The organism is Lentzea sp. NPDC060358 (assembly GCF_042725365.1).
Classification (GTDB): Bacteria; Actinomycetota; Actinomycetes; order Mycobacteriales; family Pseudonocardiaceae; genus Lentzea.
Genome location: NZ_JBHXCW010000004.1, coordinates 58,282 through 84,909, shown reverse-complemented (window position 1 = coordinate 84,909; position 26,628 = coordinate 58,282). Strand labels below are relative to the sequence as shown.

General features: G+C 72.6%; 27 protein-coding genes. 20 read left to right on the top strand and 7 right to left on the bottom strand.

The window, feature by feature from the left end:
* The first annotated feature begins 248 nt into the window (after positions 1-248).
* From ACFWGZ_RS01945 to ACFWGZ_RS01920, 6 genes are read left to right on the top strand one after another with little or no spacing between them, the layout of a single operon-like run.
* Positions 249-1,646 carry an APC family permease gene (locus ACFWGZ_RS01945; protein WP_382449568.1) on the top strand — a complete coding sequence of 466 codons (1,398 nt, stop codon included), beginning with the start codon at positions 249-251 and terminating at the stop codon, positions 1,644-1,646.
* A gap of 38 nt (positions 1,647-1,684) precedes the next feature.
* The gene (locus ACFWGZ_RS01940; RefSeq protein WP_382449567.1) at positions 1,685-3,673 is read left to right on the top strand and encodes a primary-amine oxidase; all 1,989 of its coding nucleotides are present in this window, start codon (positions 1,685-1,687) and stop codon (positions 3,671-3,673) included.
* On the top strand, positions 3,660-4,055 hold the full coding sequence (locus ACFWGZ_RS01935; RefSeq protein ID WP_382449566.1) for a hypothetical protein: 396 nt from the start codon (positions 3,660-3,662) through the stop codon (positions 4,053-4,055). The genes ACFWGZ_RS01940 and ACFWGZ_RS01935 overlap by 14 nt, the downstream gene beginning before the upstream one ends.
* Positions 4,052-5,494: an aldehyde dehydrogenase family protein gene (locus ACFWGZ_RS01930; protein WP_382449565.1), complete on the top strand. Its 1,443-nt coding sequence runs from the start codon at positions 4,052-4,054 to the stop codon at positions 5,492-5,494. The genes ACFWGZ_RS01935 and ACFWGZ_RS01930 overlap by 4 nt, the downstream gene beginning before the upstream one ends.
* 10 nt (positions 5,495-5,504) lie before the next feature.
* On the top strand, positions 5,505-6,062 hold the full coding sequence (locus tag ACFWGZ_RS01925; protein ID WP_382449564.1) for a nuclear transport factor 2 family protein: 558 nt from the start codon (positions 5,505-5,507) through the stop codon (positions 6,060-6,062).
* Complete coding sequence (locus ACFWGZ_RS01920) at positions 6,059-6,682, top strand: response regulator transcription factor (RefSeq protein WP_382449563.1); 624 nt, start codon at positions 6,059-6,061, stop codon at positions 6,680-6,682. Before ACFWGZ_RS01925 ends, ACFWGZ_RS01920 begins: the two co-directional genes overlap by 4 nt.
* On the opposite strand, the gene ACFWGZ_RS01915 is transcribed toward ACFWGZ_RS01920, so the two are convergent.
* The 4 genes from ACFWGZ_RS01915 to ACFWGZ_RS01900 all read right to left on the bottom strand — a co-directional run bounded on the left by ACFWGZ_RS01915 (position 6,672) and on the right by ACFWGZ_RS01900 (position 10,290).
* The gene (locus ACFWGZ_RS01915; protein WP_382449562.1) at positions 6,672-7,922 is read right to left on the bottom strand and encodes an amidase; all 1,251 of its coding nucleotides are present in this window, start codon (positions 7,920-7,922) and stop codon (positions 6,672-6,674) included. The genes ACFWGZ_RS01920 and ACFWGZ_RS01915 overlap by 11 nt on opposite strands.
* Positions 7,919-8,200 (bottom strand): hypothetical protein, encoded by a 282-nt coding sequence (locus ACFWGZ_RS01910; protein WP_382449561.1) that lies wholly within the window; start codon positions 8,198-8,200, stop codon positions 7,919-7,921. The genes ACFWGZ_RS01915 and ACFWGZ_RS01910 overlap by 4 nt, the downstream gene beginning before the upstream one ends.
* Before the next feature lie 13 nt (positions 8,201-8,213).
* Positions 8,214-8,726: a flavin reductase gene (locus ACFWGZ_RS01905; RefSeq protein WP_382449560.1), complete on the bottom strand. Its 513-nt coding sequence runs from the start codon at positions 8,724-8,726 to the stop codon at positions 8,214-8,216.
* 106 nt (positions 8,727-8,832) lie between these two features.
* Positions 8,833-10,290, bottom strand: coding sequence for an ATP-binding protein (locus tag ACFWGZ_RS01900; RefSeq protein WP_382449559.1), 1,458 nt, complete (start codon positions 10,288-10,290; stop codon positions 8,833-8,835).
* A gap of 128 nt (positions 10,291-10,418) precedes the next feature.
* Here ACFWGZ_RS01900 and ACFWGZ_RS01895 point away from each other — a divergent pair, with 128 nt between their 5' ends.
* From ACFWGZ_RS01895 to ACFWGZ_RS01835, 13 genes are all read left to right on the top strand, one after another.
* Positions 10,419-11,543 carry a flavin-dependent monooxygenase gene (locus tag ACFWGZ_RS01895; protein WP_382449558.1) on the top strand — a complete coding sequence of 375 codons (1,125 nt, stop codon included), beginning with the start codon at positions 10,419-10,421 and terminating at the stop codon, positions 11,541-11,543.
* A 28-nt stretch (positions 11,544-11,571) separates the two neighbouring features.
* Positions 11,572-11,952 carry a hypothetical protein gene (locus ACFWGZ_RS01890; protein ID WP_382449557.1) on the top strand — a complete coding sequence of 127 codons (381 nt, stop codon included), beginning with the start codon at positions 11,572-11,574 and terminating at the stop codon, positions 11,950-11,952.
* Positions 11,953-11,969: 17 nt separating this feature from the next.
* Positions 11,970-13,241, top strand: a complete 1,272-nt coding sequence (locus ACFWGZ_RS01885) for a Rieske 2Fe-2S domain-containing protein (RefSeq protein ID WP_382449556.1) — start codon at positions 11,970-11,972, stop codon at positions 13,239-13,241.
* Positions 13,234-13,755, top strand: coding sequence for an aromatic-ring-hydroxylating dioxygenase subunit beta (locus ACFWGZ_RS01880; protein ID WP_382449555.1), 522 nt, complete (start codon positions 13,234-13,236; stop codon positions 13,753-13,755). Before ACFWGZ_RS01885 ends, ACFWGZ_RS01880 begins: the two co-directional genes overlap by 8 nt.
* A complete protein-coding gene (locus ACFWGZ_RS01875) occupies positions 13,752-14,483 on the top strand; it encodes an SDR family NAD(P)-dependent oxidoreductase (protein ID WP_382449554.1) in 732 nt (243 codons plus the stop codon). The genes ACFWGZ_RS01880 and ACFWGZ_RS01875 overlap by 4 nt, the downstream gene beginning before the upstream one ends.
* 15 nt (positions 14,484-14,498) lie before the next feature.
* A complete protein-coding gene (locus tag ACFWGZ_RS01870; RefSeq protein WP_382449553.1) occupies positions 14,499-15,455 on the top strand; it encodes a PDR/VanB family oxidoreductase in 957 nt (318 codons plus the stop codon).
* A 43-nt stretch (positions 15,456-15,498) separates the two neighbouring features.
* Positions 15,499-16,065, top strand: a complete 567-nt coding sequence (locus tag ACFWGZ_RS01865; protein ID WP_382449552.1) for a TetR/AcrR family transcriptional regulator — start codon at positions 15,499-15,501, stop codon at positions 16,063-16,065.
* A gap of 161 nt (positions 16,066-16,226) precedes the next feature.
* A complete protein-coding gene (locus ACFWGZ_RS01860; RefSeq protein WP_382449551.1) occupies positions 16,227-17,141 on the top strand; it encodes a LysR family transcriptional regulator in 915 nt (304 codons plus the stop codon).
* The gene (locus tag ACFWGZ_RS01855; protein ID WP_382449550.1) at positions 17,138-18,241 is read left to right on the top strand and encodes a mandelate racemase/muconate lactonizing enzyme family protein; all 1,104 of its coding nucleotides are present in this window, start codon (positions 17,138-17,140) and stop codon (positions 18,239-18,241) included. Before ACFWGZ_RS01860 ends, ACFWGZ_RS01855 begins: the two co-directional genes overlap by 4 nt.
* Before the next feature lie 18 nt (positions 18,242-18,259).
* A complete protein-coding gene (gene catA, locus ACFWGZ_RS01850) occupies positions 18,260-19,138 on the top strand; it encodes a catechol 1,2-dioxygenase (protein ID WP_382449549.1) in 879 nt (292 codons plus the stop codon).
* Positions 19,138-19,425 (top strand): muconolactone Delta-isomerase, encoded by a 288-nt coding sequence (gene catC, locus ACFWGZ_RS01845; protein WP_382449548.1) that lies wholly within the window; start codon positions 19,138-19,140, stop codon positions 19,423-19,425. Before catA ends, catC begins: the two co-directional genes overlap by 1 nt.
* Positions 19,425-20,180, top strand: a complete 756-nt coding sequence (pcaD, locus tag ACFWGZ_RS01840) for a 3-oxoadipate enol-lactonase (protein WP_382449547.1) — start codon at positions 19,425-19,427, stop codon at positions 20,178-20,180. Before catC ends, pcaD begins: the two co-directional genes overlap by 1 nt.
* Positions 20,181-20,345: 165 nt before the next feature.
* The gene (locus ACFWGZ_RS01835) at positions 20,346-21,497 is read left to right on the top strand and encodes an ANTAR domain-containing protein (protein WP_382449546.1); all 1,152 of its coding nucleotides are present in this window, start codon (positions 20,346-20,348) and stop codon (positions 21,495-21,497) included.
* Positions 21,498-21,517: 20 nt separating this feature from the next.
* Here ACFWGZ_RS01835 and ACFWGZ_RS01830 read toward each other — a convergent pair whose 3' ends face one another.
* A complete protein-coding gene (locus tag ACFWGZ_RS01830; protein ID WP_382449545.1) occupies positions 21,518-22,153 on the bottom strand; it encodes a DedA family protein in 636 nt (211 codons plus the stop codon).
* Positions 22,154-22,548: 395 nt separating this feature from the next.
* Here ACFWGZ_RS01830 and ACFWGZ_RS01825 point away from each other — a divergent pair, with 395 nt between their 5' ends.
* Positions 22,549-24,567, top strand: a complete 2,019-nt coding sequence (locus tag ACFWGZ_RS01825; protein WP_382449544.1) for an ATP-dependent Clp protease ATP-binding subunit — start codon at positions 22,549-22,551, stop codon at positions 24,565-24,567.
* A gap of 20 nt (positions 24,568-24,587) precedes the next feature.
* On the opposite strand, the gene ACFWGZ_RS01820 is transcribed toward ACFWGZ_RS01825, so the two are convergent.
* Both ACFWGZ_RS01820 and ACFWGZ_RS01815 read right to left on the bottom strand, forming a co-directional pair.
* Positions 24,588-25,655: a hypothetical protein gene (locus ACFWGZ_RS01820; protein ID WP_382449543.1), complete on the bottom strand. Its 1,068-nt coding sequence runs from the start codon at positions 25,653-25,655 to the stop codon at positions 24,588-24,590.
* 173 nt (positions 25,656-25,828) lie between these two features.
* A complete protein-coding gene (locus ACFWGZ_RS01815) occupies positions 25,829-26,497 on the bottom strand; it encodes a hypothetical protein (protein WP_382449542.1) in 669 nt (222 codons plus the stop codon).
* Positions 26,498-26,628: the final 131 nt, after the last annotated feature.

The following is a 26,628-nucleotide window of genomic DNA, read 5'->3' as shown; positions in this document are numbered from 1 at the left end:
ACCCCCGGCCGTCCCCGTGACGGCCGGGGGTGGCCGCGTGCGTCCGGGGCTTCTCCATTCATAAGAACGATCATCGGGTTGATACGAGGTGTCCAGACAGCAAACTATCCGATTGACAAGTTTGCCGTTCTGGCTGACTCTGGTCCACGTCAACGGCGATGTCCCCGCCGGGTCACCGCCCTCTGGATCCCGCACCGCGGTCCTCGTGGAGGCGCTCGATGTCGAATGTGGATTCACCCAGAACGAGCTTGAAGCGGAACGCCTTCGGCGTGCCCGGCATCCTGTTCTTCGTCCTGTCCGCCCAGGCTCCGCTGACCAGCATCGTGGGCGCCGCCTGCCTCGCGGTCGCTCTGGGCAACGGGGCCGGCGCCCCCGGCGCCTACCTGGCCGTCGGCCTGGTCGTCATCCTCTTCGCCGTCGGGTTCACCACGATCACGCGGCACCTCGACACCCGCGGCGGGTTCTTCGCGGTCATCCGCGCCGGGCTCGGCCTGCGGGCCGGTGCCGGGGGCTCGCTGCTCGCCCTGCTGTCCTACAACGCCGTGCAGTTCGCGATGTACGGGCTGCTCGGCGCCAGCACGTCGGGTCTGCTCACCCGCCTCGCCGGGGTCGAGTCGCCGTGGTGGCTGTGGTCGCTGCTGTCGATCGCGCTGGTGCTGTTCCTGGGCTCGCGCAAGGTCGAGCTCGGTGCCCGCGTGCTCGCCGTGCTGGTCGCGGCGGAACTGGTGCTGCTGACCGCGTTCGCGATCGGCGTGCTCGTCAGCCGCGGCGCCGCCGCGCTCGACGTGGCGGGCAGCTTCGGGCCGTTGGCCGTGCTGGCCGGGGCGCCCGGGATCGCCATCATGTTCGCGATCGCGTCGATGTTCGGCTTCGAGTCCACGGCCATCTACTCGAGCGAGGCCCGTGATCCCAAGAGGACGGTCCCGCGCGCCACCTACGTCGCCGTCACCGTCATCGCCGTGTTCCTCGCGTTCGTGACGTGGATGCTGGTCGCCTACTACGGTTCCGGCTCGGTCGGCGCGGCGGCGGGCGAGGCGCTGGCGAGCGAGCCCGCCGTGTTCGCGCTGGCACCGCTGGAGAACGTGCTCGGCGGCTGGGCCGGCACCGCCGCGGACGTCCTGCTGGTGACGTCGCTGTTCGCCGGGGTGCTCGCGTTCCACAACATGATCACGCGCTACTTCCACGCCATGGCGGGCAGCAACCTGTTCCCGGCCGTGCTGGAGCGCACCAACCGCCACCAGGCGCCGGCCGCCGCCTCGCTCGCGCAGTCCGTCGTGGCCGCCGCGGTCGTCGCGCCGTTCGCGGCGCTGGGCCTCAACCCGGTCGCCACGCTGTTCAGCTGGTTCAGCGGACTCGCCGTGGCCACGCTGGTCGTGCTCTACATCCTCACGTCGGTGGCCGTGATCGCCTACTTCCGCCGCCACCGGGTCGAGCCGAACCGGTGGACGACGTTCGGGGCGCCCGCGCTGTCGGTCGTGCTGATGCTCGGCATCCTCGCCCTGGTGGTGAACAACTTCGGGACCCTCACCGGCGGCAGCACGCTGACCGTGGTGCTCCTGCTCGCCGCCGTGCCCGTCATGTTCGCGCTCGGCTGGAGCCGCGTCCGCGCGCGGACCGCCGCGCCCGAGGTCGTCGAACCCGCCTGACCCACCCCACCACCGACCGACCGCGCGTGAGGAACCCGATGTCTCTGCAGACGCTGCCCACCACCCCCGCACCGGCCACCGGCGCGCCCCGGCACCCGCTGGCCGCCCTGACCCCCGACGAGGTCCTGCGCGCCCGCGAGGTCGTCACCGCGGCCGGCCTGGCCGGGGAGCACAGCAGGTACTCGTACGTGCTGCTCCGCGAACCGGACAAGGCCGACGTGCTCGCCTGGGACGGGACGCGGGAGCTGCCGCGCGAGGTGTCGCTGCTGCTGACCGACGTGGCCAGCCTGGAGATCGCCGCGCTGGTCGTGGACGTGACGGCCGGCGAGGTCGTGTCCAGGACGGTGCTCGACCCCGCGGCCGTGGGCTTCGGCCCGTGCCTGGACGAGGACTACGAGCTGGTCGAGCAGATCGTCAAGGCCGACCCGGACTGGCTCGCGGCGGTGGCGAAGCGCGGCATCACCGACATCGGCAAGGTCCGGCCGGTTCCGCTGTCGGCGGGCGTGTTCGGCTACGACGACGAGGTGGGCCACCGGGTCTACCGCGTGCTGAGCTTCTACCAGGACCACCCCACCGACTCGGCGTGGGCGCACCCCGTGGGCGGGGTCATCGCGCACGTCGACGTGAGCAGCCGCCGCGTGCTCCGCGTCGTCGAGACGCACGTCGAGCACACGCCGCAGGAGTCCGGCGACTACCTCGACCCGGCCTACCGCGGCCCCGAACGCACCGGGCTGAAGCCCATCTCGATCACCCAGCCCGAGGGCGTGTCGTTCTCCGTCGAGGACGGCGTGCTGCGCTGGCAGAACTGGTCGGTGCGGATCGGCTTCAACGGCCGGGAAGGCCTGACGCTGCACCAGCTCTCCTACGACGACGCCGGCACCGAGCGGCCGGTCCTCTACCGGGCGTCGGTCGCGGAGATGGTCGTCAACTACGGCGACCCAGGCCCCACCCACGGCTGGCAGAACTACTTCGACCTGGGCGAGTACCAGTTCGGGCGGCTCGCGAACTCCCTCGAGCTCGGGTGCGACTGCCTCGGTGAGATCACCTACCTCGACGCCGTCGTCGTCGACGACCACTGCGCGCCCAAGACGATCCGCAACGCCATCTGCATCCACGAGGAGGACTTCGGCATCCTCTGGAAGCACAACGACATCTTCTCCGGCTCGTCGGAGACCCGCCGCCAGCGCCGCGTGGTCGTGTCGTTCTTCGGCACGGTCGGCAACTACGACTACGGCTTCTACTGGTACCTCTACCTGGACGGCACGATCGAGCTGGAGGTCAAGGCCACCGGCATCCCGTTCCCGTCCGGCTACGACGGGCAGGACGAGCACTTCACGGAACTGGCGCCCGGCGTCGGCGCGCCCGTGCACCAGCACCTGTTCTCCGCGCGGCTCGACTTCGCCGTGGACGGCGTGCGCAACCAGGTCGACGAGCTGGAGGTCGTGCCGGTCGCGACGGGGCCGGACAACCCGTGGGGCAACGCGATCCGGCGGTCGCGGACTCGGCTGCGCACCGAGCAGGAGGCCCGCAGGCAGGCCGCGGCGCACCTGAGCCGGGTGTGGGCGATCTCCAGCGCGGAGCGCATGAACCGGCTCGGCGAGCCGACGTCGTACGTGCTCCACCCGGAGGGCCAGCCCGCGTTGCTGGCCGATCCGGACTCGTCGATCGCCGCACGGGCCGCGTTCGCCCGCCACCACCTGTGGGTCACCCGCTACGACCGCGACGAGCTGTGGCCGTCGGGCTACACCGTGAACCAGAACCCCGGCGGCGACGGCCTGCCCGCCTACGCCGCCGGCGACCGCGCCATCGACGGCGAGGACCTCGTGGTGTGGCACACGTTCGGCCTCACGCACTTCGTGCGGCCGGAGGACTGGCCGATCATGCCGGTCGACTACACGGGTTTCAAGCTCAGGCCGCACGGGTTCTTCGACCGCAACCCGACCCTCGACGTGCCCGACCTCAACCGCGCCGCCGCGGACTCGTGCTGTGCCACCGAGAACGGGACGAACGGTCATGGCCACGCGTGAGGTGGTGCGGCGCGCGACCGCGGTCCTGGCCGGGGCGGGCGCACTGGCCCACCTCGCGAGCGCACTGTCCACATCGGACCTCCTGCTCGGCGTGATGGGCGTGCTGTGCCTGCCGTGCGCGGTCCACCTCTGGAAGCACGACAGCCGGCGGTCGCTGGCCCTGGTGGCGTTCGGCGCCATCGGGATGGTCGCCGCACACCTCGCCCTCCTCGCTCCGGCGGCGCCGTCCCATCAGCACGGCGCCGCGTTCCAGCCCGCCACCCACGTCCACGATCCCGCCCTCCTCGTCCTGCTGGTCGCGCTCGAATGCGCGGTGGTGGCGGGCGTCTGGTGGGTCGCACCCTCCGCAGCAGACCTCGACCTCACCGGGAGCACCGCATGACGACCACCACAACCGAGCTGTTGCTGGACGGGAGCTGGACCGCGGGCGGCGCGGGCACCTACACCGCCGTCAACCCCAGCACGGGCCAGGCGATCACCGAGGTCGCCGCCGCCGACGCGCAGGACGTGGACACGGCCGTCGCCGCCGCCACGAAGGCCCTGCACGGCGAGTGGGCCGCCGTGCCGCCGACGGGCAAGGGTGCGCTGCTGAACAGGCTCGCCGACCTGGTCGAGCGGGACGCGGAGACCCTGGCCCGGCTGGAGGCGCTGGAACTGGGCGTCCCGTTCGGCTTCGCGAGCGCGCTGTTCGTGCCCAACCTGGTCGGCTCGCTGCGCTACTACGCGGGCTGGGCCGACAAGGTCAACGGCGAAGTCCTGGCGAGCGCCAGCTACTTCGGCGCCCCCACGCACGCCTACACCCGGCGCGAGCCGATCGGTGTCGTCGCCGCGATCGTGCCCTGGAACGCGCCGCTGATGATCCTCGGGTGGAAGCTCGCCCCCGCGCTCGCGACCGGCAACGCGGTGATCGTCAAGCCCGCCGAGGACGCGGCCCTGTCGATCCTGCACCTCGCGACACTGGTGCAGGAGGCGGGTTTCCCGGCCGGGACCGTGCAGGTGCTGCCCGGCATCGGCGCCGTCACCGGCGAGGCGCTCGCCGTGCACCCCGGCGTGCACAAGGTCAGCTTCACCGGCTCCACCGAGACCGGCCGCCGGATCCTGCGCAACAGCGCGGTGAACTTCAAGCGCACCACGCTCGAGCTCGGCGGCAAGTCCCCGCAGGTCGTCTTCGAGGACGCCGACCTGCCGTCCGCGATCCAGGGGGCCGCGATGGGCCTGTTCTCCAACCAGGGCCAGGTGTGCGCCGCCGGCACGCGCGTCCTCGTGCACCGCGACGTGTACGACGCGGTGCTGGACGGGTTGAAGCAGGCTGCGGAGGCACAGGTCGTCGGTGACCCGTTCGACCCGGCCACCACGATGGGCCCGCTGGTCAACGGCTCCCAGCGGGACAAGGTGCTGGGCTACGTCGAGAAGGGCCGGGCCGAGGGCGCGACGCTCGTGACCGGCGGCTCCCCCGTCGACGGCCCCGGTTTCTTCGTCAGCCCGGCCGTGTTCGCGGGCACCAACGACCACACCATCGCGCGGGAGGAGATCTTCGGCCCGGTCGGCACGGTGATCCCGTTCGACCACGACGCCGAGGCGATCGCCCTGGCCAACGACAACGACTACGGCCTCGCCGCCACCGTCTGGACCACCGACCTCGGCCGGGCGCACGCGGTCTCCGCGGCCCTGCAGGCCGGCGCGGTGGGCGTCAACGGCTGGTCGCCGCTCGGCCCGCAGCTGCCCTGGGGTGGCCTCAAGGCGAGCGGCTCCGGCCGCGAGCTCGGCTACGAGGGGATCCTCGCCAACACCGAGGTCAAGACCGTCACCATCGTCCTGTGAGGAAGCCCTGATGACTCTGGAGAACACCGTCGCCGACCTCGCCCGCCGCGTCGCGGTCCTCGAGGCCGAGGCCGACATCCGCAGGCTCCAGGCGCGCTACATGTTCCTGTGCGACACGCCCTGCCCCGAGTTCGGCGTCCTCGACGACGACCACCGCATCGACCTGATCATGGACCTCTACACCGCCGACGCGGTGTGGGAGGGCGTCGGCGAGTACTACGACGGCCAGTTCGGGCGGGCCGAGGGCGCGGACGCGATCCGCGCGCACTTCCAGCGGTTCTGGGGCGAGAAGCAGGAACCGGAGCTGCTGCTGAACGCGCACTACCTCACCTCGGAGCAGATCCACGTGGACGGCGACGAGGCGAGCGGGCAGTGGATCCACATGCAGCCCTGGCTGTTCTCCGACGGCAAGTCGCTGCTGAGGTCCAGCCGCCTCAACAACTCCTTCCGCCGCACCGGCCGCGGCTGGCGGATCACCCGCACCCGCACCGAGAACGTCTTCGTCGCCCCGCTGGCACCGGACTGGGCGAGCGACCACCCGTTCACCTCGGTGCTCATGAAGCCGTGACCCCCGCACCGCCCGACCCGGTGGTCCACGTCGTCGACGACGACGTGGACCTGCGGCAGTCGCTGGTGTTCCTGCTGGAGAGCGTCGGCGTGCAGGCGTTCACCTACCCCGACGCCACGACGTTCCTCGCCGAGTTCGACCGCGACGAGCCGGCCGTGGTGATCGTGGACGTGCGGATGCCGGTCGTCAGCGGGTTCGAGCTGCAGGACCGGCTGGTCGAGCTCGGCTACCCCGCGCCGCTCGTGTTCTGCTCCGCCCACGGCGACATCCCGATGTCGGTCCGCGCCCTCACCAGGGGCGCGGTCGACTTCCTGGAGAAGCCCTACCAGCCGCAGCGGATGGTCGAGCTGGTGCAGGCGCAGCTCGTGCAGGCGCGGCACCGGTTCGCCGAGCACGCGCGGCGGCGGGCCGTGGGCGAGCGGCTGGAGGCCTTGACGCAGCGTGAACGCGAGGTGCTCCAGCTCGTGGTCGACGGGCTGCCGAGCCAGGTCATCGCGCACCGGCTCGGCACCAGCGTGAAGACGGTCGACGTGCACCGCGCGCGGATCAAGTCGAAGACGGGCGCCGACAGCCTCGGCACCCTGGTCCGCGACATCCTGACCTGCGGCATCACCGTGTGAACACCACGTCCTCCACCCAGCGCGCGGCGCCGAGCAGGGCGGTCTCCCCGCGGTCGCGGCCGACGAGCTGGAGTCCCAGCGGCAGACCCCGCTCGTCGCGCAGGCCCGGCACCGCGACGACCGGCAGGCCGAGCGCCTGCCAGCCGCGGCTGAGCACCGGGTCGCCGGTGGCCGCCACGCCTTCGGGCGCGGGTCCGGGCGTGGCCGGGCCGATCACGGCGTCGTACTCCGCGGTCCACGCCAGGACGTCGCTCCCGGCCGCGGCGACGACCAGCCTGGCCGCCTCGTGGTCCGCGTCCGGCGTCGCGGCTCCGGTCCGCAGCAGGGTGGCGAGCTGGGGACTCACCCGGTCGGCCTGGGCGAGCTCCGCGGCACGTTCGCGCGCCGCCTCGTACGCCATCACGACCGGGTGCGCCGCGGCGACCTGGGCCACGAGCGACTCGCCGGGGAACGCGTCGACCACCGCACCGGCGGCCCGCATCCGTTCGGCCACCGCCTGGAGGCCGTCCCGCAGCGCGGGCGCCACCTCGGCCTGCTCCTCGCCTCTCCACAGCAGCAGCCGCGGCGGGCTCGGCGCGGCCTCGGGCTCCCCCGTCAGCGCCGACCAGGCGAGCGCGACGTCGGATGCCGTCGCCGCGAACACGCCGTGGCTGTCGAGGCTGGGGCTCAGGCCCGCGACCCCGGTGACCGGGAACCGGCCGCGGCTCATCACCAGCGCGGCGACCCCGCAGAACGACGCGGGCCGGGTGACCGAGCCGGCCGTCTGGGAGCCGAGCGCGAGCGGCACCTGCCCGGACGCGACCGCCGCGGCCGACCCGCTCGACGAGCCGCCGGGGGTGTGGCCGGGCGCGGCCGGGTTGTGCGTCGGTCCGGGGTGGAAGTACGCGAACTCGGTGGTGACGGTCTTGCCGATCGGCACGGCTCCGGCCGCGCGCCACGCCCGCACGATCGCCGCGTCGGCCGCGGCCGGCGGGGCATCGGCGCGCAACGGGGAACCGCAGCGGGTGGGCAGGCCGGCGAGGTCGATGATGTCCTTGACGCCCAGGGGCACCCCGCCGAGGGGTCCGGAGGCGGTGAGGTCGAGCGCCTCGGCCTGGACCACCCACGCGCGCAGCTCGCCGTCGGTCACCTCGATCCGCCGCCGGGCCCGTGCCGCGGCGGCGTCCGGCGTGGTCCGCCCGGTGGTCAGGTCGGCGACGAGCTCCCGCAGCGACCACGGCTGGTGCAGCCGGGCGGTCACGACTGCGCCCAGGCGGCGTCGGCGGTCCAGTAGTCCACGCCGCCCGCGCTGACCGCGTGCCGCCAGTCGGAGGTGCGCCGCAGCTGCGGTTCCACGCGGGCGGTCACGGCGTCGGCGGCGTCCGGGCCGTCGTCGGGCACCTGCCAGTGCACCCAGCCGAGCTCGCGGCCCGCGGCGTCGTGGACGAACAGGTCCACGTGCCGCCAGCCGTACCCGTGCGTGTCGTTGTAGCAGGTCAGCGTCATGCGCTGGCCCTCGTTCGCGGCAGGTCCGGTCACAGGTCCCCCTCGGTCAGGCGCTGACGGGCTGGGCGGCCAGGTTGTGGAAGCGGCGCTGGAAGTACACCAGCGCCCCGCTCTCGGCACTGGTCAGCACCTTCTCCACCTCGACGAACAGCACGGAGTGCGAGCCCTGGCCCTGCTCGGCGACGATCCGGCCGACGAGCGAGGCGGGCGCGCCGCGCAGCACGGGAACGCCCTCGGTCTCGAGGTCCCAGTCGTCGGCGGTGAACCGCTCGGCCGTGGGGACGCGGGTCGCTCCGGCGAAGTGCATCGCCAGGTCCTCGTGGTCGGTGCCGAGGACGTTGACGCAGAGGCGGCCGTTCGCGACGAGCACCTCGCGGGAGCGGCTCTCCCGGTTCACGCAGACCAGCACGGTCGGCGGTGAGTCGGTGACCGAGCAGGCCGCGCTCACGGTGATGCCGGCGAGGCCGTGCGGGCCGTCGGTGGTGACGACGTTGACCGCCGCCGAGAGGTTGGCCATCGCGGCGCGGAACTCGCGCTGGGACCGGGTCAGCTCAGACACGACTCCTCCTCGGTGGTGCGGCACGCTCGTTGTCCTGCCGTTCCGACGCTACGAGCCGCGCCGCCGGGCCGACATCGAGAGTTCCCCTCGCCCGGCTAAGGAATTCCTAACGCGGCGCGTCCAACGGCAGCGCGAACCCGAAGCGCGACCCGCCCCCGGCCCGGCGCTCCGCCCAGATCCGCCCGTGCTGGCGGGTGATGATCCGGTAGCTCAGCGCCAGGCCGATACCGCTGCCGTGTTCCTTGGCGGTGAACGACTCCTCGAACGGGTCGCGCGGGAACCCGCGGCCCCGGTCGTCGACCGTCAGCACGCCCTCACCTCCCTCGACGCCCGTGCCGATCACGACCGTCCGGTCCGGCGGGCACTCGGCCATCTCGTCGACGGCGTTGAAGCACAGGTTCAGCACCACCTGCCCGGTGAGCACCCGTTCGCACCGCACGGGAACCACGTCCGGTGACCGCCGGAACTCCACCTCGACCCCGGCGGCGTCGGCGCGCAGGCGCACGAAGTACAGGCACTCCTCCACGACGTCGTTGAGGTCGGCGACCTGGCTCGGGTGCTCCAGGTGCCCGACGAACGCCCGCAGGGAGCCCACGATCGTGCTCGCCCGCTCGATCTGCCGCACGGCGCTGTCGAGGCCGTACCGGAGCCGTTCGTCCGCCACGCCCGACCGCACGCCGGCCAGGAAGTTGCCCGCCGCGGCGAGCGGCTGGCCCAGTTCGTGCGCGATCGCCATCGCCATGTCCCCCATGGCGTTGTAGCGCGCGAGGTAGTTCTCCCGGCGCGACTCGCGTTCGCGGCGGACCTCGTCCTGCACGCGGTCCGACACGTCGTGCAGCAGCATCAGCAACGCCTCGCCGCCGACCACCTTGAGCCGTTCGAGGCTGCCCTCCAGCCACACGGGCTCAGCGCCGGGGACCTCCAGCCGGACCGGCGCGACCGGATCGGCGCGCCGCACGACCTCGTCCCAGGTGGACGCTCGTCCGTCCACCCGCACCCGGCCGCGGTCGGTCAGCCGCCCCAGCGGTTCCCCCGCGCTCGCACCGAGCACGGCGACGGCGCTGTCGGTGGCGAACCGGACCTCGCCGGACGGGTCGAGCATCAGCGCGATGGCGGACGTGTGGTGCGCCAGGGCGTCGACCCACGACGTCGTGAGCCGCAGCTGCCGCTCGATCTCCTGCTCCCGCTCGATGTCGCGGAACTGCACCATGACCGCGGGGCCCTGCGCCAGCTCGACGCGCACCGCGAGGGCGTCGGTCGGGATGACGCGCCCGGACCTGCTGCGGTAGTGCCACTCCACGCGGTTCATGCCGCGCTCGGCGGCCACCTGCAGCCACGCGCGGCCGAGCACGCGGTCGTACTGCTGGGCGGAGCTGCTCATGTCGCTCGCCGTCAGCGGCCGCAGCTCGGCCACGTCCCATTCGAGCATCTCGCAGGCCGCGGGGTTGGCCCAGAGGATCCTCTTCGTCTCCGCGTCGTGCAGCAGCACGCACATCCGGACGGCGTTCATCATCGCCACGAAGTCGTTCTCGGCCAGTTCGGGCGAACGCGGGTCGACTGCCACGGCGCAAGCGTAAGCGCAGCTCAGCGGCACCGCACTGAAGGAATCCCCTACGGCCGCAGGGGCAATACCGATTTCGCCGCCCCGCGGCACTTCCTAGCTTCGGAGACATCCAGGCAGGAGGAGCAGAGATGGAGAACACCGCCACGTTCGACGGGGTGCTCGCCGAGCTCGCCGAACGCAGGTCCGAGTTCGGCGAGCAGCGGTTCGTCCCGAAGGACTTCATCGCCCGCCTCAAGCAGGTCGGCATCTACCGCGCGGCCACGCCCGCCAAGTTCGGCGGCGAACCGCTGCCGCCCGCCGAGTTCCTCGACCGGATCGAGCGGATCTCGGCCGTCGACGGGTCCACCGGGTGGGTGGCGAGCTTCGGTTCCGCGCTCGTCTACCTCGCCGCGCTGCCGGTGGAGACGCAGGCCGAGCTCTACCAGGACGGCCCGGACGTCGCGTTCGCCGGCGCCCTGTTCCCCGTCCAGCCCGCGGCCCCGACCGACCGCGGGTTCCTGGTCGACGGGCGGTGGAAGTTCGCCAGCGGCTGCATGGGCGCGGACCTGCTCGGCGTGGGCCTGCCCGGTGACGCCGACAGCGGCGGCAAGCCCCGCACCGCGCTGCTGCGCCCGGACCAGGTCGAGATCGTCCAGGAGTGGGACGTCGTCGGCATGCGCGGCACCGGGTCGTTCGACCTGGCCGTGCACGGCGTCGAGGTGCCGCGCGAGTGGACGTTCATCCGGGGCGGCACGCCGACCGTGGACGAACCGCTCTACCGGTACCCGACGATCGCCTACGCCGCGCAGGTCCTCGCCGTCGTCGGCGCCGGGGTCGCTCGTGCCGCGCTCGACCACGCCGTGCGGACGGGCGCGGGCTACGCGGGCGTCACCGGCGCGCCGAAGCTCGCCGACCGCGCCTACTACCGGACCGGCGTGGCGCGGGCCGAGGCGGCGCTGGGCTCGGCCCGCGCGTGGTTCTACGAGCTCAGCCACCAGGTCTGGGACCGGGTCCTCGCGGGCGACGAGGCCACCGACGCCGACAACGCCCGGCTGCGGCTCGCGTCGGCGCACCTCGCGAAGACCGCCTCGGACGTGGTCGACCTGCTGGTCGAGCTCTCCGGCACGGCGCCGATCCACACCGCCCACCCGTTGCGGGTGCTGCAGGGCGACGCCTTGGTGCCCAAGCAGCACGCCTTCCTCGGCCCGGCGATCCACGACGCCGCCGGCGCGGTCCTCATGGGACTGCCGCCGACCACGCCCGGATTCCGCTGAGCCGGCCCACACCACCAGGAGCGTTCCCGTGACCGCACAGCCACTTCGGGTGCTGTTCTGCATCGGCATCAACCAGAACTTCTTCGACCTGCCCGCGGACGGCCTCACCGCCGGGGACGTGTGGAAGGCGACCGTGTCCATGATGGACGCGCTGAAAGCGTTGCCGGGCATCACGTTCGTCGGCGACTTCGACGACGACTCGCACATGGTCGGCCCGTCCGACGGGTGGCCGTGGACCTGCTACGTCCTCGCCGACGCCGACAGCCAGGACACCGTCAAGGCGGCCTGCAACCTCTTCCGCACCACCCCGGTCGGCGGCGGAGACGCCCGGCTCTGGCGCTTTGCCAAGGTCGAGGCCCGCCTCGGCAGGGCGCTGACCGTCCGCGACGACGTCGACCTCCCCGACTGAGCAGGCAGGAGACCCCGATGACCGAGACCACCTCGACCCCGGCCGGCCTCGTCGCCGGCGACCGGGTCGCCGGCCGCCTCTACACCGACCCGGAGATCTTCGAGCAGGAGATGACCCGGATCTTCGAACGCACCTGGGTGTGGGTGGCGCACGAGAGCGAGCTGCCCAAGCCCGGCACCTTCAAGTCCACCCACGTCGGCCGCCAGCCGGTCATCGTCACCCGGGACCGCAAGGGCGTCCTGCACACGATGCTCAACCGCTGCCGCCACCGCGGGGCGAGCCTGTGCGAGAAGCCGCAGGGCGAGGCCAACGGCTTCACCTGCCCGTACCACGCGTGGTCCTACGGCCTGGACGGCAAGCTGCGCGGCATCCCGTACCCGGACGGCTACGAGGGCGTGGTCGACAAGTCCGAGCTGTCGCTGCGCAAGCTGCGCACGGAGTCCTACGGCGGCATGGTCTTCGCGACCTTCGACGCCGGCGCCGTGCCGCTGGAGGAGTTCCTCGGCGACGTGCGGCTGTGGATCGACCGGTTCATGGCGCAGGGCGGCGGCTACCCGGTCAAGGTGCTGGGCCGGCACCGGTTCAAGTTCCGCGGCAACTGGAAGATCCAGCTGGAGAACACCACCGACGGCTACCACTTCCCGATCGTGCACCGGTCCTGGATGGCCTCGGTCGACGCCGAGACCGCCGACATGATGTCGTTCATGACCGACCCGACGGCGGTCACGCACGACCTCGGCAACGGGCACAGCGTCATGCAGATGGTGCCCGAGCACTCCGACCTCGAGGCCGACGACGGCACCGAGCCGTTGCAGGGCCGCTTCGGCCACCTCGTCGAGGAGCTGTCGAAGACCCTCGACGAGCAGCAGGTGCGCCGGCTGATCCGGGCCATGCACGGCACCGGCTTCAACCTCAACCTGTTCCCGAACATCTCGATGTCGGCCGCGTTCTTCCGGGTGCTGCGCCCGATCTCGGTCGACGAGACGTGGATCGAGCACGTCGCGATCGGACCGGACGGCCCGCCCGAGGTCGACGCGGTCAACCGGGAGCGGCTGCGCATCCACGAGCACTTCCAGGGCCCGTTCGGGTTCGGCACGCCCGACGACGCCGAGGGCTGGGACCGCGTGCAGCGCGGCGCCCAGGCCGACCCCGCGATGCCGATCATGGTCAACCGCGGCCTGGCCAGGGAGAAGCCGAGCGCGCAGGGCTGGCCGACCTCGCACGTCACCGACGAGACCGGCATGCGCGCCGCGTACGGCAAGTGGAAGGAGCTGATGAGCGATGACTGAGCCGACCGTGCTGACCGCTCCGATCTCGACGACCGACCCGCGCGTCGTCCGGGCCGTGGAACTGGTGTGGCGCGAGGCCGAGCTGCTCGACCGCAAGGCCTACGTCGACTGGAACGCCCTCTACGCCGGCGACGGGATCTACGTCATCCCCGTCGATCCGTCCACAGAGGACTTCGCCGGGACGCTGAACATGGTCTACGACGACGCGCGCATGCGGCAGATGCGGGTGACGCGGATGATCGAGGGCTACGCGATCGCCGCCGTCGACGCCGCCCGCACGCTCCGCACCGTGACGGGGTTCGTGCCCCGGTCGGTCACCGACGACCAGGTGGAGCTGCGCTCGGCCCAGGTGCTCGTCGCGTACAAGCGCGGGCACCACGACCTCTGGGCGGCGGACCTCGTGCACACGATCCGGCTCTCCCCGGACGGTCCCGGAGCCGACCGGATCGTCCGGAAGGTCGTGCGGCTCGTGGACAGCGAGGACGCCGTCCCGGCGGCGGGGTTCCTGCTGTGAGCGCGCACACCGCGGTCGTCACCGGAGGCGCGCACGGCCTCGGCGAGTTCATCGTGCGCCGGCTGCACGCCGACGGGTTCCGCGTCGCCATCGCGGACCTGGACGCCGAAGCCGCGACCGCGCTCGCCGGCGAACTGGGCGACTGCCGCGGCTACGGCATCGACGTCGGCGACCCGGAGGCGGTGCGGCGGCTCAAGGACGACGTCGTCCGCGACCTCGGCGGGGTGCACGTGCTCGTCAACAACGCGGCACGCACCCGGTCGACGCCGTTGCTGGAGATCACGCCCGAGGAGCTGAACGCCGTCATGGCGGTCAACTTCACCGGCACGTTCACCGCCTGCCAGGCCTTCGGCGCGCACTTCGCCCGCCAGGGCTACGGCCGGATCGTGAACATGGCCTCGCTCGCGGGGCAGAACGGCGGCACGGCCACCGGCGGGCACTACGCCTCGTCCAAGGGCGCGGTGCTGACCGCGACCAAGGTCTTCGCCCGCGAGCTCGCACCCCACGGCGTGACGGTGAACGCCGTCTCCCCCGGCCCCCAGGACAGCCCGGTGGTGCGGTCGATCATCGGCGAGGACCGGCTCGCCGCCTACACGGAGACCATTCCCGTCGGACGGCTCGGCGACCCCGCGTTCGTCGCCCGCGTGGTGGCGCTGCTCGCCTGCCCGGACGCCGCCTCCGTGACGGGCGCCTGCTGGGACGCCAACGGCGGCCTGCACCTGCGCTGAGAAGGGACGCGAACGATGCCCAACACCCTGGTCCGCGTCGCGGACGTGACCGAGGAGACGCCGTTCATCAGGACGCTGCGGCTGGTCCGCGTGGACGGCTTCCCGTTCGACCCCCACGAGGCCGGTGCGCACGTCGACGTCACCGGGCCGACCGGGGTGGTCCGGCAGTACTCGCTGTGCGGCCCGCCGGACGACACCACGTCCGTGCTCATCGCGGTGAAGCTGGAAGCGGCCTCCCGCGGCGGGTCGGCCGCGCTGCACACCGTGGCCGCCGGTGACGTGCTGGAGATCGGCGCACCGCGCAACCTGCTGGGCGTCGCGGCCGGCGCCGACCGGCACGTGCTGCTCGCGGGCGGCATCGGCGTGACCCCGTTGCTGAGCATGGCCTACCGGCTGCTGCGGGACGGGGCCGAGTTCACCCTCCACTACTTCGCGCGCAGCCGGGCCGATGCCGCGTTCGTCGGCCTGCTGGAGACGCACGAGGGGTTGCGCGACCACGTGCACCTGCACTTCGGCCTCGACCCCGACGACCAGCGCACGGTCGTGGAGAAGATCGGCACCGGTCTCACCACGGACTCCCACGCGTACACGTGCGGCCCTCAGCCGTTCATGGACCAGGTGACCGAGGTGCTCGCCCCGGTCGTCGGTGACGAACACGTGCACGTGGAGCACTTCACCGCCGCCGCGGCCGACACCAGCGGGGACCGGGCGTTCACCGTCGAGCTCGACACCGGCGAGGTGTTCGAGGTCCCGGCGGACCGGTCGATCCTGTCGGTGCTCACCGCGGGCGGGATCGACGTGTTCCGGTCGTGCGAGGAGGGCGTCTGCGGCTCGTGCGTCTCCGGCGTGCTGCAGGGCACTCCCGACCACCGCGACCACTGCCTGTCCGCGAGCGACCGGGCCGCGGGCGACCAGATGGCGTTGTGCGTGTCGCGAGCGCTGACGGACAGGCTGGTGATCGAGTTGTACTGATCTGCGCGGCTAGACTCCCCGGTGAGCGGGGAGAAGGGGCGCGATGGCGGGCGTGGCGTACGGGACCGGGCGGCAGGCGCTGCTCGAGGCGGCGGTCCGGATCGTCGCCACCCAGGGCCTGCGCGGCCTCACCTACCGCTCGGTCGCCGCCGAGGCCGGCGTGAGCCACGGGTCGGTGCGCTACCACTTCGGCGACTGGAACACCCTCGTCGAGGAGGCGCTCGCGTTCTGCGTGGAGCGCAGCGTCGACGGCGCGGAGCTCGCGTCGGACGTGCCGGGGTTCACCGAGTTCGCCACGGGCATCGTGTCCCTGGTCGCCGCGGACCCGGACGCCCAGGCGTTCCAGTACGAGATCACCCTCGAAGCGCGCCGCCGCCGCGAGCTGCTGCCCGCGATGGAACGGGTCAACGACATCTACCGCGCCGCCGTGCACCGCGAGCTGGTGCGCAACGGCATCGACGACTACGCGTTCGCCGAGCTCATCTTCATGACGCTCGACGGCCTGGTCTTCCACCAGACCGCGTTCGGCGACGACGCGCGGACCGAGCGGGCGATCACCGCGCTGCGGGCGCTGCTCACGAGCTACGCCGCGGACCGCGTCCGGACCTAGGACCCGGCCCGTGCCCGACCCGGACGGCCGGGGTTCCCGCACGTCCTGAACAGCCCGCGATTGATCGCCAGCTCTTATCAATGACGCCTGAATGAGTATTTGTGCTGTCTTAATCCCCCTGCTTACCGTTGAGCGACCGCCCGCATCCGGAGGTTCCCGCCATGGAGCTGCGCCACCTGCGTTACTTCGCCACCGTCGCGGAGACCTGCCACTTCGGCCGGGCCGCCGAGCTGCTGCACGTGGCGCAGCCCGCGCTCTCGCAGGCGATCCGGCAGCTGGAGGCCGAGCTCGGCGCCGCCCTGTTCACCCGCACGACCCGGCAGGTCCGCCTGACGCCCGCCGGCGAGTTCCTGCACGCGGAGGCCCGCCGGGTGCTCGGGTCCGTCGACGACAGCGTCCGCGGCGTGCGGCGGATCGCGCAGGGACGGCTGGGGCTGGTGCGGGTGGCGTTCACCGGCACCGCGGCCTTCACCCACCTGCCGCGGATCGTCCGCGCCGTGCGGCGCGAGCTGCCCGGCGTCGCGCTCGAGATCCACGCCGACCTGCTCACCCCGGCGCAGTGCGACGGCCTGCGCGACGGCAGCCTCGACCTGGGGCTGCTGCGCCCGCCCGCCACCGGCGAGGAGATCTCGGTCCGCACGATCGAGGTCGAGCCGCTGGTGCTGGCCGTGCCCGCCGACCACGGGCTCGCCGACGAGCCGGTGATCGCGATGGCCGACCTCGCCACCGAGTCGTTCGTGCTCTACGGCAGCCCGGACTCCGCGGTGAACGAGGCCGTCGTCCGCAGCTGCCGGCAGGCGGGGTTCCTGCCGCGGCACGAACACGACGCACCCGGCACCGCCGTGCTGCTCGCGCTGGTCGCGGCCGGTCTCGGGATCGCGCTCGTCCCCGCCTCCGCGCGGGCCATGCCGCTGGCCGGCGTCGTGTTCCGCGACGTGGCGGGCGCCGGGTCCGTCGAGCTCGCCCTCGGCTGGCGGGAACACCGGGAGTCGGCGCTGGTCACGTCCGTCCTCGACGTCCTCGACGGCGTCTTCACGCACGAGCAGCACCACCCCGCGCGGAAGGCCATCCGATGAAGATCACGAAGGTCGAGGCGATCCCGTTCGCCATCCCCTACCGCAAGCCGCTGCGGTTCGCGAGCGGCGAGGTGCACGTGGCCGAGCACGTCCTCGTCCGCGTGCACACCGACGACGGCGTGGTGGGCGTCGCCGAGGCACCGCCCCGGCCGTTCACCTACGGCGAGACGCAGGACGGCATCCGCGCGGTGGTCGACCAGCTCTTCGCCCCGCAGGTCGTCGGGCTGTCCCTGCTGGAGCGGGAGACCGTGGCGGCGCGGCTCGGCCGCACCGTCGGCAACCCGACCGCGAAGTCCGCGCTGGACATGGCCGTCTGGGACGCGCTCGGCCGCACCCTCGACGTCGGGGTCACCGAGCTGCTCGGCGGCTTCTCCGACCGCATGCGGGTGTCGCACATGCTCGGGTTCGACGAGCCCGCCGCGATGGTCGCCGAAGCCGAGGCGATGCGCGACACCTACGGCATCACCACGTTCAAGGTGAAGGTGGGCCGCCGCCCGTACCGGCTCGACACCGAGGTGGTGCGCGCGTTGCGCACCGCTCTCGGGTCCACTGTGGACCTCTACGTCGACGGCAACCGCGGCTGGAGCGCCGCCGAGTCCGCCCGTGCCATGAAGGAGATGGCGGACCTCGACCTGCTCTTCGCCGAGGAGCTGTGCCCCGCCGACGACGTGCTCGGCCGGCGCTGGCTCGTGCAGCAGTGCGACGTCCCGTTCATCGCCGACGAGTCCGCCGTGACCCCCGCCGACGTGACGCGGGAGGTGCTCGGCGGCAGTGCCACGGCCGTGAGCATCAAGACCGCCCGCACCGGGTTCACGCAGAGCCAGCGCGTGCACCACCTCGCGGAGGGGCTCGGCCTGGAAGTCGTGATGGGCAACCAGATCGACGGCCAGCTCGGGTCGATGTGCACCGTCGCGTTCGGTGCCGCCTACCGCCTCACCACCCGCAGGGCCGGCGAGCTGTCGAACTTCCTCGACATGACCGACGACCTGCTGACCGAACCGCTCGAGATCTCCGGCGGCGAGCTCGCCATCCGCCCCGGCGCCGGCCTCGGCGTCGAGGTCGACCCGGACAAGCTCGCCCGCTACCGCACCGACACCTGACCCACCACGGAGCCCACCATGAGCATCGACACCGCTGCCGAGACCGCCGCCCAGACCGCCACGGCCGCCGCGTCCGGCGCCTCGGCGACCGAACGCTTCCAGACCGACAAGTCCCCGTTCGACGCCGTCCGCGACACCCCGGCCGAGCGCGTCGACCTGCTCGCCCGCGAGGTCCTCGCCGCGGTCCACGCGACCATCCGCGCACACAAGGTCACCTACGCCGAGTACAACGCGCTGAAGGCGTGGCTGATCCAGGTCGGCGAGGACGGCGAATGGCCGCTGTTCCTCGACGTCTGGGTCGAGCACGTCGTCGAGGAGGTCGCGACCGAGCACCGCGAGGGCAGCAAGGGCACCATCGAGGGCCCCTACTACGTGCCCGGCGCGCCGGAGCAGGGCGCGCGCGGCGCCGTGCCGATGCGCGACGGCGAGCAGGGCACACCGCTGACGTGGACGGGCACCGTGACGTCCGTCGACGGAACCCCGTTGCGGGGAGCCAGGATGGAGCTGTGGCACGCCGACGCCGACGGCTACTACAGCCAGTTCGCGCCCGGCCTGCCCAAGTGGAACCTGCGCGGCTGCTTCACCGCGGACACCGCCGGGGCGTTCGAGATCCGCACCGTCCGGCCGGCGCCGTACCAGATCCCGACCGACGGCTCCTGCGGCCGGCTGATCGCCGCCGCGGGCTGGCACGCGTGGCGCCCGGCGCACCTGCACGTGAAGGTGTCCGCACCCGGCCACGAGGACCTGACCGCGCAGCTGTACTTCCCCGGTGACGCGCACAACGACGACGACATCGCCTCCGCCGTCAAGCCGGAGCTGGTGCTGGACCCGCGGCAGAACGCCGACGGTTCGGTGACCGTCGACTACGGCTTCGTCCTCGACCCGGTGCGCGGCTGATGCTGTTCCACGTGCGGATGGACGTCCGTCTCCCCCACGACCTCGACCCCGCCGTCCGGTCCGAGGTCGTGGCCAGGGAGAAGGCCTACTCCCAGGAGCTGCAGCGCGACGGCCGCTGGCCGCACATCTGGCGCATCGCGGGCGAGTACGCGAACTACTCGATCTTCGACGTCGGCTCGGCCGACGAGCTGCACGAGCTGCTGTCCGGCCTCCCGCTGTTCCCGTTCATGGACGTCAAGGTCACGCCGCTGGCCACGCACCCGTCCGACATCCGCGGGAAGGCCTGATGACGACCCGGGTCCACCACGTCGTCTCGGGCCGGCCGGACGGCCCGGTCGTGGTGCTGTCCGGCTCGCTCGGCTCGACGCTCGAGATGTGGGACCCGGTCGTCGCCGCGTTCGAGGAGCGCTTCCGGGTCGTCCGGTACGACACCCGCGGCCACGGCCGGTCCCCCGTCGTGCCGGGCCCGTGCACGGTCGACGACCTGGCGGGGGACCTGGCCGCGCTGCTCGACCACCTGCGCGTGCCACGGGCGCACCTGGTCGGGCTGTCGCTCGGCGGCATGACCGCCCTGCGCCTCGCGGCCCGCGAGCCGAGCCGCGTCGACCGGCTCGCCGTCCTGTGCACCAGCGCCTGCCTCGGCCCGGCGCCGGCCTGGACCGACCGGGCCGCTCTCGTCCGCGCCCGCGGCACGGAGGCGGTCGCGGCGGCCGTCGTCGACCGGTGGTTCACCCCCGCCCACCGCGACCGGGCCCGCTGGGAGGCGATGGTGGCCGCCACCCCGGCGGAGGGCTACGCGGCCTGCTGCGAGGCGATCGCCGCCATGGACCAGCGCGCGGACCTCGCCGGGATCACCGCTCCCACCCTGGCCCTCGCGGGGGCGGACGACCCGGCGACACCGCCGCACCACCTGGAGGAGATCAGCGCGTCGGTGCGGGACGGCCGGCTCGTCGTCGTCCCCGGCGCCGCGCACCTCGCCGTCGTCGAGCGACCGGCGGCCGTGGCGGCGGAGGTGCTGCGGCACCTGACCGGGGAGGGCTGAGCGGAGGACCGCTCGACCCGTCGGCACCGGGACCTCGCACCGAAATTGCCACGATTCCGTCCCCCCGAACAGCCGCGATCCGGGGACTCTTCCCCGTCCGGGTTTCGCATTTCGCCCACAGGTGGTCTGGTGGGTCAGGGGGGACGACGAGCGAGGAGGCCGCCGATGCGCGACCGGGACCGGGCGGGCCAGGACGCCGGGACCGAACTGGACATCGCCGTGCACCAGGTGGACCCGGCACTGGTGATCCGCCTGTCAGGCACGCTGGACGGGACCCGTGCGGGCCACGAGGCACTGCTCGACGCCGTGTCGGCGCTGCCGCCGTCCGGGTCGGTGCTGTTCGACCTGCGCGAGGTCCGGCTGCTCACCGCGGCCGGCGGACGGGCGCTGCTGAGCGTCGTCGGCGGGCTGGCCGACCGGGGTGTGCGCTGCGAGGTGGTGGTGGACCCGGCGACGTCCGCGGCCACCGCGCTGCACCTCGCCGGTCTCCCCGCCGGCCTGGAGGTGGCCGGCTCCCCCGATGCGTTGTCCCGGGGTGCCCGGGACGCGGTGCTGCTCGTGTCCGGCGAGGAGCCCTCCGGCGCCGACGCTTCGCTGGCGGCGCAGTTCGCGGCGCTGACGCAGGTGCTGCTGAGCGTGACCACGGTCGGCGCGGCGCTCGACCGGGTGGTGGACGCCGCCCGGTCGATGGTCGTGGGCGCCGACATGGTGAGCGTGACCCTGCGCGGCGCGGACGGGAGGTTCTTCACCCCGGCCGAGACCGACGCCGTGGCCGAGAGCCTCGACCAGGTGCAGTACCGGACCGGGCAGGGCCCCTGCGTCGACGCCGCCCTGCCCGACGGTCCCGGGTTCGCGACGAGCGACGACCTGAGGTCGGAGCGGCGCTGGCCGGGGTTCTCCGAGCAGGCCACCGGCCACGGGTTCGCGTCGGTGCTGTCGACCGACCTGCACCCGCGGCGGGCCACCGCGCTCGGCGGTGCGCTGAACATCTACTCGAAGCGCGTCCACGGCCTGAACGGCCGCGACCGGCACACCGCGCTGATGCTGGCCGCGCACGCGTCGCTCGCCCTCGCCTACACCACGACCGTCGAGGTCGCCGACCTGCACACCCGGCAGATGCGCCGGGCGATCGACAGCAGGGACGTGATCGGTCAGGCCAAGGGCATCCTGATGGCCCGCAGGGGCATGACGGCCGACGAGGCGTTCGACGTGCTGCGCCGCACCTCCCAGGACCTCAACGTGAAGCTGGTCGACCTCGCCCGCACCCTCACCGAGCACCCCGGCGAGATCGGCGCCTCCGGCGAGCCCGAGTCCTGACCCGCCGGAGATCGCCGCCGTCAGGCGACTTCTTCGAGCTCCCTGGTCCCGGCCTGCCTGCGCCGGCGCAGCACCACGACCACGCCGACTGCCGCCGCGACGCCCAGCACGACCCACATCGCTCCGCTGAACACCGACTCGACGTACTTCGCCGACGCCCCCGCGGCCGACCCGATGCCGATGTGCAACGCCGCCCAGCACGCCGCACCCGCGATCGACGCCGGCAGGAACCGCCGGTACTCCAGCTTCGACGCACCCGCCGACGCCGGCACCAAAGTCCGCACCACCGGCAGGAATCTGGCGACGAACACCGCCCACGCACCCCGCCGCCGCAGCAGCTCCCCCGCCCTGTCCCAGTGCTGCTGCCCCATCCTGCGCACCATCCGGCTGTCCCGCAGCCGATCGCCATAGCGACGCCCGAGGTAGTAGCCGATGCTGTCGCCCGCGACCGCGCACACCGTGACCACCAGCCACATCACCACGAACCGGGGCACTGTCGTCACCGTCGTGGACGCCAGCAGCAACGCCGTCTCCCCCGGCGCCAGAAACCCCACCCCCAGCGTGCACTCAGCCAACGTCAACGCACCCGTCACAGCCAGCACAGCGGGCTGCGGCAGACCAGCGAGCCCCTCGAGGGCATCGGTCAGGAAGGACATGAACTCCCCCAGCAGGAAACGAAAGGTGCCGACGAGTCCACCGGAACGGGAAGTGCGCGCACATCGGCCCGTGGTCTGAGCCGGCCGTAGACCTTGGAGGTAAGGGGGAACCCCGAGACGCCTGGGAGAGCCTTCTCATGGGTGGGTCGATCTCGGCGTTGTGGTGGGCTCGACCCGGCGGCGGCGTCGCCCGGAACGCCGTCGGCTGCGCGGCCCACTTCGCCCGGCCCACCGGTGTCCACGCCCCGGCCGCACGGGTTGTGGCGGGCCCGGCCTCCGCACCCCCGCGCGGTACCAGCACCGCCCCGGCTCGGTGCCCGCGTGATGTGTGGTCGTGACCCGCGCGGGGAAGGATCGGGGACAGAGGTCCCTCGACCGGGTGAAGGTGGCAGGCCGTGAGCGGTGACGACTGGGTGTTCGGCTTCGGGTCCCACTCGCTGGAGGACCTCGTCGGGAAGCTGTTCGGCGGGCTCGGCCGGCCGCCGTCCGCGACGAGGCGCACCGACCACCACGGGCGCGACCTCACCGCCGCGGCCCGCGACGGCCTGCTCGACCCGGTGGTCGGCCGGGAGGACGTGGTCGACGAGGTGCTGGAGGTGCTGTCGCGGCGCACCAAGAACAACCCCGTGCTGATCGGCGATCCCGGGGTCGGCAAGACCGCGATCGTCGAGGGCATCGCGGCGCGGATCGCCGCCGGCGACGTGCCCGCCACGCTGCGGGACCGGCGGCTGATCTCCCTCGACCTGGTCGGCATGGTGGCCGGGGCGAAGTACCGGGGCGAGTTCGAGGAACGGCTCGAAGGCGTGCTCGAGGAGGTGGCCGCGGCCAACCGGATGGTGGTGCTGTTCATCGACGAGCTGCACACCGTCGTCGGCGCGGGCAGTGCCGAGGGCGCGCCGATGGACGCCGCGAACATCCTCAAGCCCGTGCTCACGTCCGGGCAGGTGCAGGTCATCGGGGCCACCACGGCCGAGGAGTACCGCCGCCACATCGCGAAGGACGCCGCGTTCGAACGGCGGTTCCAGCCCGTCCTCGTCGCCGAGCCGTCGCCGGAGGAGGCGGTCGCGATCCTGCGCGGCCTGCGCGCCCGCTACGAGGCGCACCACGGCGTGCGGATCACCGACGAGGCGATCGTGTCCGCGGTCGAGCTGTCCGCCCGCTACGTCACCGACCGGTTCCTGCCGGACAAGGCCGTCGACCTGGTGGACCGGGCGGGCGCGCGCGTCCGGTTGCGGGAGAAGGCCCCGATGCCGCCGGACCCGGCGGAGCTGGAGCGGCGGGTGCGCCGCCTGGAGCGGGACCGGGACGCCGCGCAGGCCGAGGACCTGCCGTTCCTGGAGGACGACCTGCGCCGCGCGGTCGCCGACCTGGAGGCCGCCCGTGCCGCGCTGGCCGGGGCACCGCAGGTCGGGCGCAACGACGTGGCCGAGGTCGTGTCGCGCAGCACGGGCATCCCGGTCGCGCAGCTCACCGAGGCTGAACGGCACCGGTTGCTGCACCTGGAGGACCTGCTGCACGAGCGGATCGTCGGCCAGGACGAGGCGGTGGAGGCGGTGGCCGACGCGGTGCGGCAGGGCCGGGCCGGCCTCAAGCACCCGAACCGGCCCGTCGGCTCGTTCCTGTTCCTCGGCCCGACCGGGGTGGGCAAGACGGAGGTCGCGCGGGCGCTGGCGGAGGCGCTCTTCGGCTCACCGGACCGGCTGATCCGGTTCGACATGAGCGAGTTCGGGCAGCAACACACGGTCTCGCGGCTGATCGGCGCGCCGCCGGGCTACGCGGGCTACGAGGACGCGGGCCAGCTCACCGGCGCGGTGCGGCGCGTGCCGTACTCGGTGCTGCTGCTCGACGAGATCGAGAAGGCGCACCCGGACGTCTTCAACACGCTGCTGCAGGTGCTCGACGCGGGCAGGCTCACCGACTCCCAGGGGCGCACCGCCGACTTCGCCAACACCGTCATCATCATGACCAGCAACATCGGCGCCGACCAGCTGCTGGCGGCCGGCGCCTCCGGCGTCGAGGTGGACCAGCTGCGCGGGCCGCTGATGACCGCGGTGCGCCGCTCGTTCCGGCCGGAGTTCCTGAACCGCATCGACGAGATCATCCTGTTCCGCGGCCTCGACGCGGCCCAGCTGCGCCGGATCACCGCGCTGCTGCTCGGCCGCACCCGCGAGCGCCTGCGCGAGCAGGACATCACGCTGGAGGTCGACGACCGCGCCGTCGACTGGCTCGCCGCGCGCGGCTACGTGCCCGAGCACGGCGCCCGGCCGCTGCGCCGCACGATCGCGAAGGAGCTCGACCGGCGGCTGTCGCGCGCCCTGCTCGCGGGCGAGCTGCGCGGCGGGCAGCACGTCCTGGTGACGGTGGACGGCGCGGACCTGGCGCTGACCGTCACCGATCGGCCGGCGATCGGCTGATCAGCGGTCAAGGGTGGCAGTCAACTCCGTTCAGGCACAGCGGGTCTTGTGGTCAGCAGCACGTCAGCGTCCGGATCGACCCGCCGCGGTTGCCACTCCGCGGACCAGACGTCCACCAACTGACTCTCGATGCGCACGCGCGCTCCACTGTGGATGTTCCACCCGGAGAAATCGAGGTGGGGCGTGTCGAACCAGCCTTCACGCTTCAGCGACATTTCCTGGTCTCCGCAGTGGATCACGACGTCACCGCGCACGTCTGCTCGGCGCAGCACGACGCTGTCGTTGTGGACATCGGGACTGATGTGGATTTCCATCCGTCCTTCGACATCGAGCTGCGACATCTCCCACCTGGCTGCGGGACTTCCGGACAAGTGAATCTTGAGGTCGCCCGCCGAACGAACCGTGGCGTGATCGAACGTGACACCGCACTCGCGCGCCTCGATGCCGTACATCTCCAGGCTTCCCTCCAGCTCGACCTCGTCGAGCAGGACACCGAAGTACTCGAACCTGGAGTTGGCGATCCGGCACTTCCCGCCGAAGGTGGCACCGGTGAGGTGAACGCGCCTCTCGAACGTGAGACCGGTCCAGTCCAGGTCGTAGATCACGGCGCCGGACAGGTCGAACTCACACTGCGACCAACTGGGCACGACGGACTCGTCGGATGGCCGGTACCGGGAGGTGCGCGCGGCGATGAGCCGCAGAACCGTCGCCCTGACCTCGCGTTCGGCGTGTTCGGGCGCGTCGTTCCCGACGATCGCGGACCGCGACATCCGCAGATAGCCGCACAGGACGTCCACACACATCTGGCGCTGCTGCGGCCAGTCATCGGCCAGCTGTGCCATGGCGATGACACCGGCCATGCGCACCACGGCCTTCTCGTGGCCGAGCTGGTTCGCGGCGTCCTGGTAGCGCTTGCCCAGGGAGTCGGCCTCGGTCCGGGTCGCGGCGATCGTGGAGACCCGCTCGTTCAGCTTCACGGACGCTTCGGCCGCCTGCGCCGCAACCTGTGAAGCATCCGCGGAGCGATGCGCCGCGGATGCCGTCTCACGCCCGGACTTCCGTTGCAGGAAAGCACCGATGCCCGCCACGACCGCCGCGATGACCGCCGCGGCGAGCGTTGCCGCCGGCACCCACGGCGACGCGCTCGACGCAGGTGCCGGCACGGTCGGCGCGGTCGACGGTTGTCCGACCAAGACCCATGTCAGAACGTCCACGGCGTCTCTATCCGACCCACCGCACCGGCGTTACAAGCGTCGCTCCCTCAGCAGGTGACCTTGACCGTCGCGTTCGCCTGGAACGAGACGTGCACGTGGTCCATGTGGTTGGCCGTGGGGCTGCCGCGGTCCTCCATGGGCGTGTAGCCGCTGCCGTCGTTGTAGCGCTGGCGCCAGATCACGTAGGTGACGCCGAACGCCTTGCGGTTGGCCAGCACGTAGTCGGACAGCGCGTTGCCGGTGGTGGTGTCGACCATGAAGTCGAGCGCCAGGCCGATGGGGTGCTCGCCGGAGCCACCGCGGCCGACGGCACCGCCGATGTCGTCGACGCCGAACTTGCCCGCGATGTGGTGGCCCACCTGCGCCACGTGCGGCTTCACCCCTTCGAGGGTGGTCGGGCACGGCGGCGGCGGGGGTGGGGGCGGCGGCGTGGTGGTCTCCACCGTCGTCGTGGTCACCGGGGGCGGCGTGGTGGTCACCGGGGCTTCCGATGACGGCGGCGCGGTGGTCGACGTCGTGGTGGAGGACGACGGCGGGCTGGAGGAGCCGGCCGGGGCCACCAGCTGGGCGGCTGCTCCGGTCGGGTCGATCGGCTGGTCGGAGGAGCGGACCACCCAGAAGGTCGCGACGAGGCCCACCGTGAGGGTGGCGGCGACGGCGACGGGCAGTTTCAGCTTCCGGGTGGAGGTCGGCTGGGTTCTATGTCGGCCCGGCATTCGGGAACACCTTGCGTCGGGGACGGGGCATGGTCACACGGCGGGCCATATTACGAAATGAACACGGCAACGTCACAGCCGAGTGTTCCTGCTCACATCTCCGCTGGTGAGCACGCTGACACGCACAGTGA

Bases quoted from the DNA above. Each gene is read 5' to 3' on its own strand.
- ACFWGZ_RS01940 (WP_382449567.1), top strand. From the start codon at position 1,685: ATGTCTCTGCAGACGCTGCCCACCACCCCCGCACCGGCCACCGGCGCG.
- ACFWGZ_RS01935 (WP_382449566.1), top strand. From the start codon at position 3,660: ATGGCCACGCGTGAGGTGGTGCGGCGCGCGACCGCGGTCCTGGCCGGG.
- ACFWGZ_RS01930 (WP_382449565.1), top strand. From the start codon at position 4,052: ATGACGACCACCACAACCGAGCTGTTGCTGGACGGGAGCTGGACCGCG.
- ACFWGZ_RS01925 (WP_382449564.1), top strand. From the start codon at position 5,505: ATGACTCTGGAGAACACCGTCGCCGACCTCGCCCGCCGCGTCGCGGTC.
- ACFWGZ_RS01895 (WP_382449558.1), top strand. From the start codon at position 10,419: ATGGAGAACACCGCCACGTTCGACGGGGTGCTCGCCGAGCTCGCCGAA.
- ACFWGZ_RS01885 (WP_382449556.1), top strand. From the start codon at position 11,970: ATGACCGAGACCACCTCGACCCCGGCCGGCCTCGTCGCCGGCGACCGG.
- ACFWGZ_RS01880 (WP_382449555.1), top strand. From the start codon at position 13,234: ATGACTGAGCCGACCGTGCTGACCGCTCCGATCTCGACGACCGACCCG.
- ACFWGZ_RS01870 (WP_382449553.1), top strand. From the start codon at position 14,499: ATGCCCAACACCCTGGTCCGCGTCGCGGACGTGACCGAGGAGACGCCG.
- ACFWGZ_RS01865 (WP_382449552.1), top strand. From the start codon at position 15,499: ATGGCGGGCGTGGCGTACGGGACCGGGCGGCAGGCGCTGCTCGAGGCG.
- ACFWGZ_RS01860 (WP_382449551.1), top strand. From the start codon at position 16,227: ATGGAGCTGCGCCACCTGCGTTACTTCGCCACCGTCGCGGAGACCTGC.
- ACFWGZ_RS01855 (WP_382449550.1), top strand. From the start codon at position 17,138: ATGAAGATCACGAAGGTCGAGGCGATCCCGTTCGCCATCCCCTACCGC.
- catA (WP_382449549.1), top strand. From the start codon at position 18,260: ATGAGCATCGACACCGCTGCCGAGACCGCCGCCCAGACCGCCACGGCC.
- catC (WP_382449548.1), top strand. From the start codon at position 19,138: ATGCTGTTCCACGTGCGGATGGACGTCCGTCTCCCCCACGACCTCGAC.
- pcaD (WP_382449547.1), top strand. From the start codon at position 19,425: ATGACGACCCGGGTCCACCACGTCGTCTCGGGCCGGCCGGACGGCCCG.
- ACFWGZ_RS01835 (WP_382449546.1), top strand. From the start codon at position 20,346: ATGCGCGACCGGGACCGGGCGGGCCAGGACGCCGGGACCGAACTGGAC.
- ACFWGZ_RS01830 (WP_382449545.1), bottom strand. From the start codon at position 22,153: ATGTCCTTCCTGACCGATGCCCTCGAGGGGCTCGCTGGTCTGCCGCAG.
- ACFWGZ_RS01815 (WP_382449542.1), bottom strand. From the start codon at position 26,497: ATGCCGGGCCGACATAGAACCCAGCCGACCTCCACCCGGAAGCTGAAA.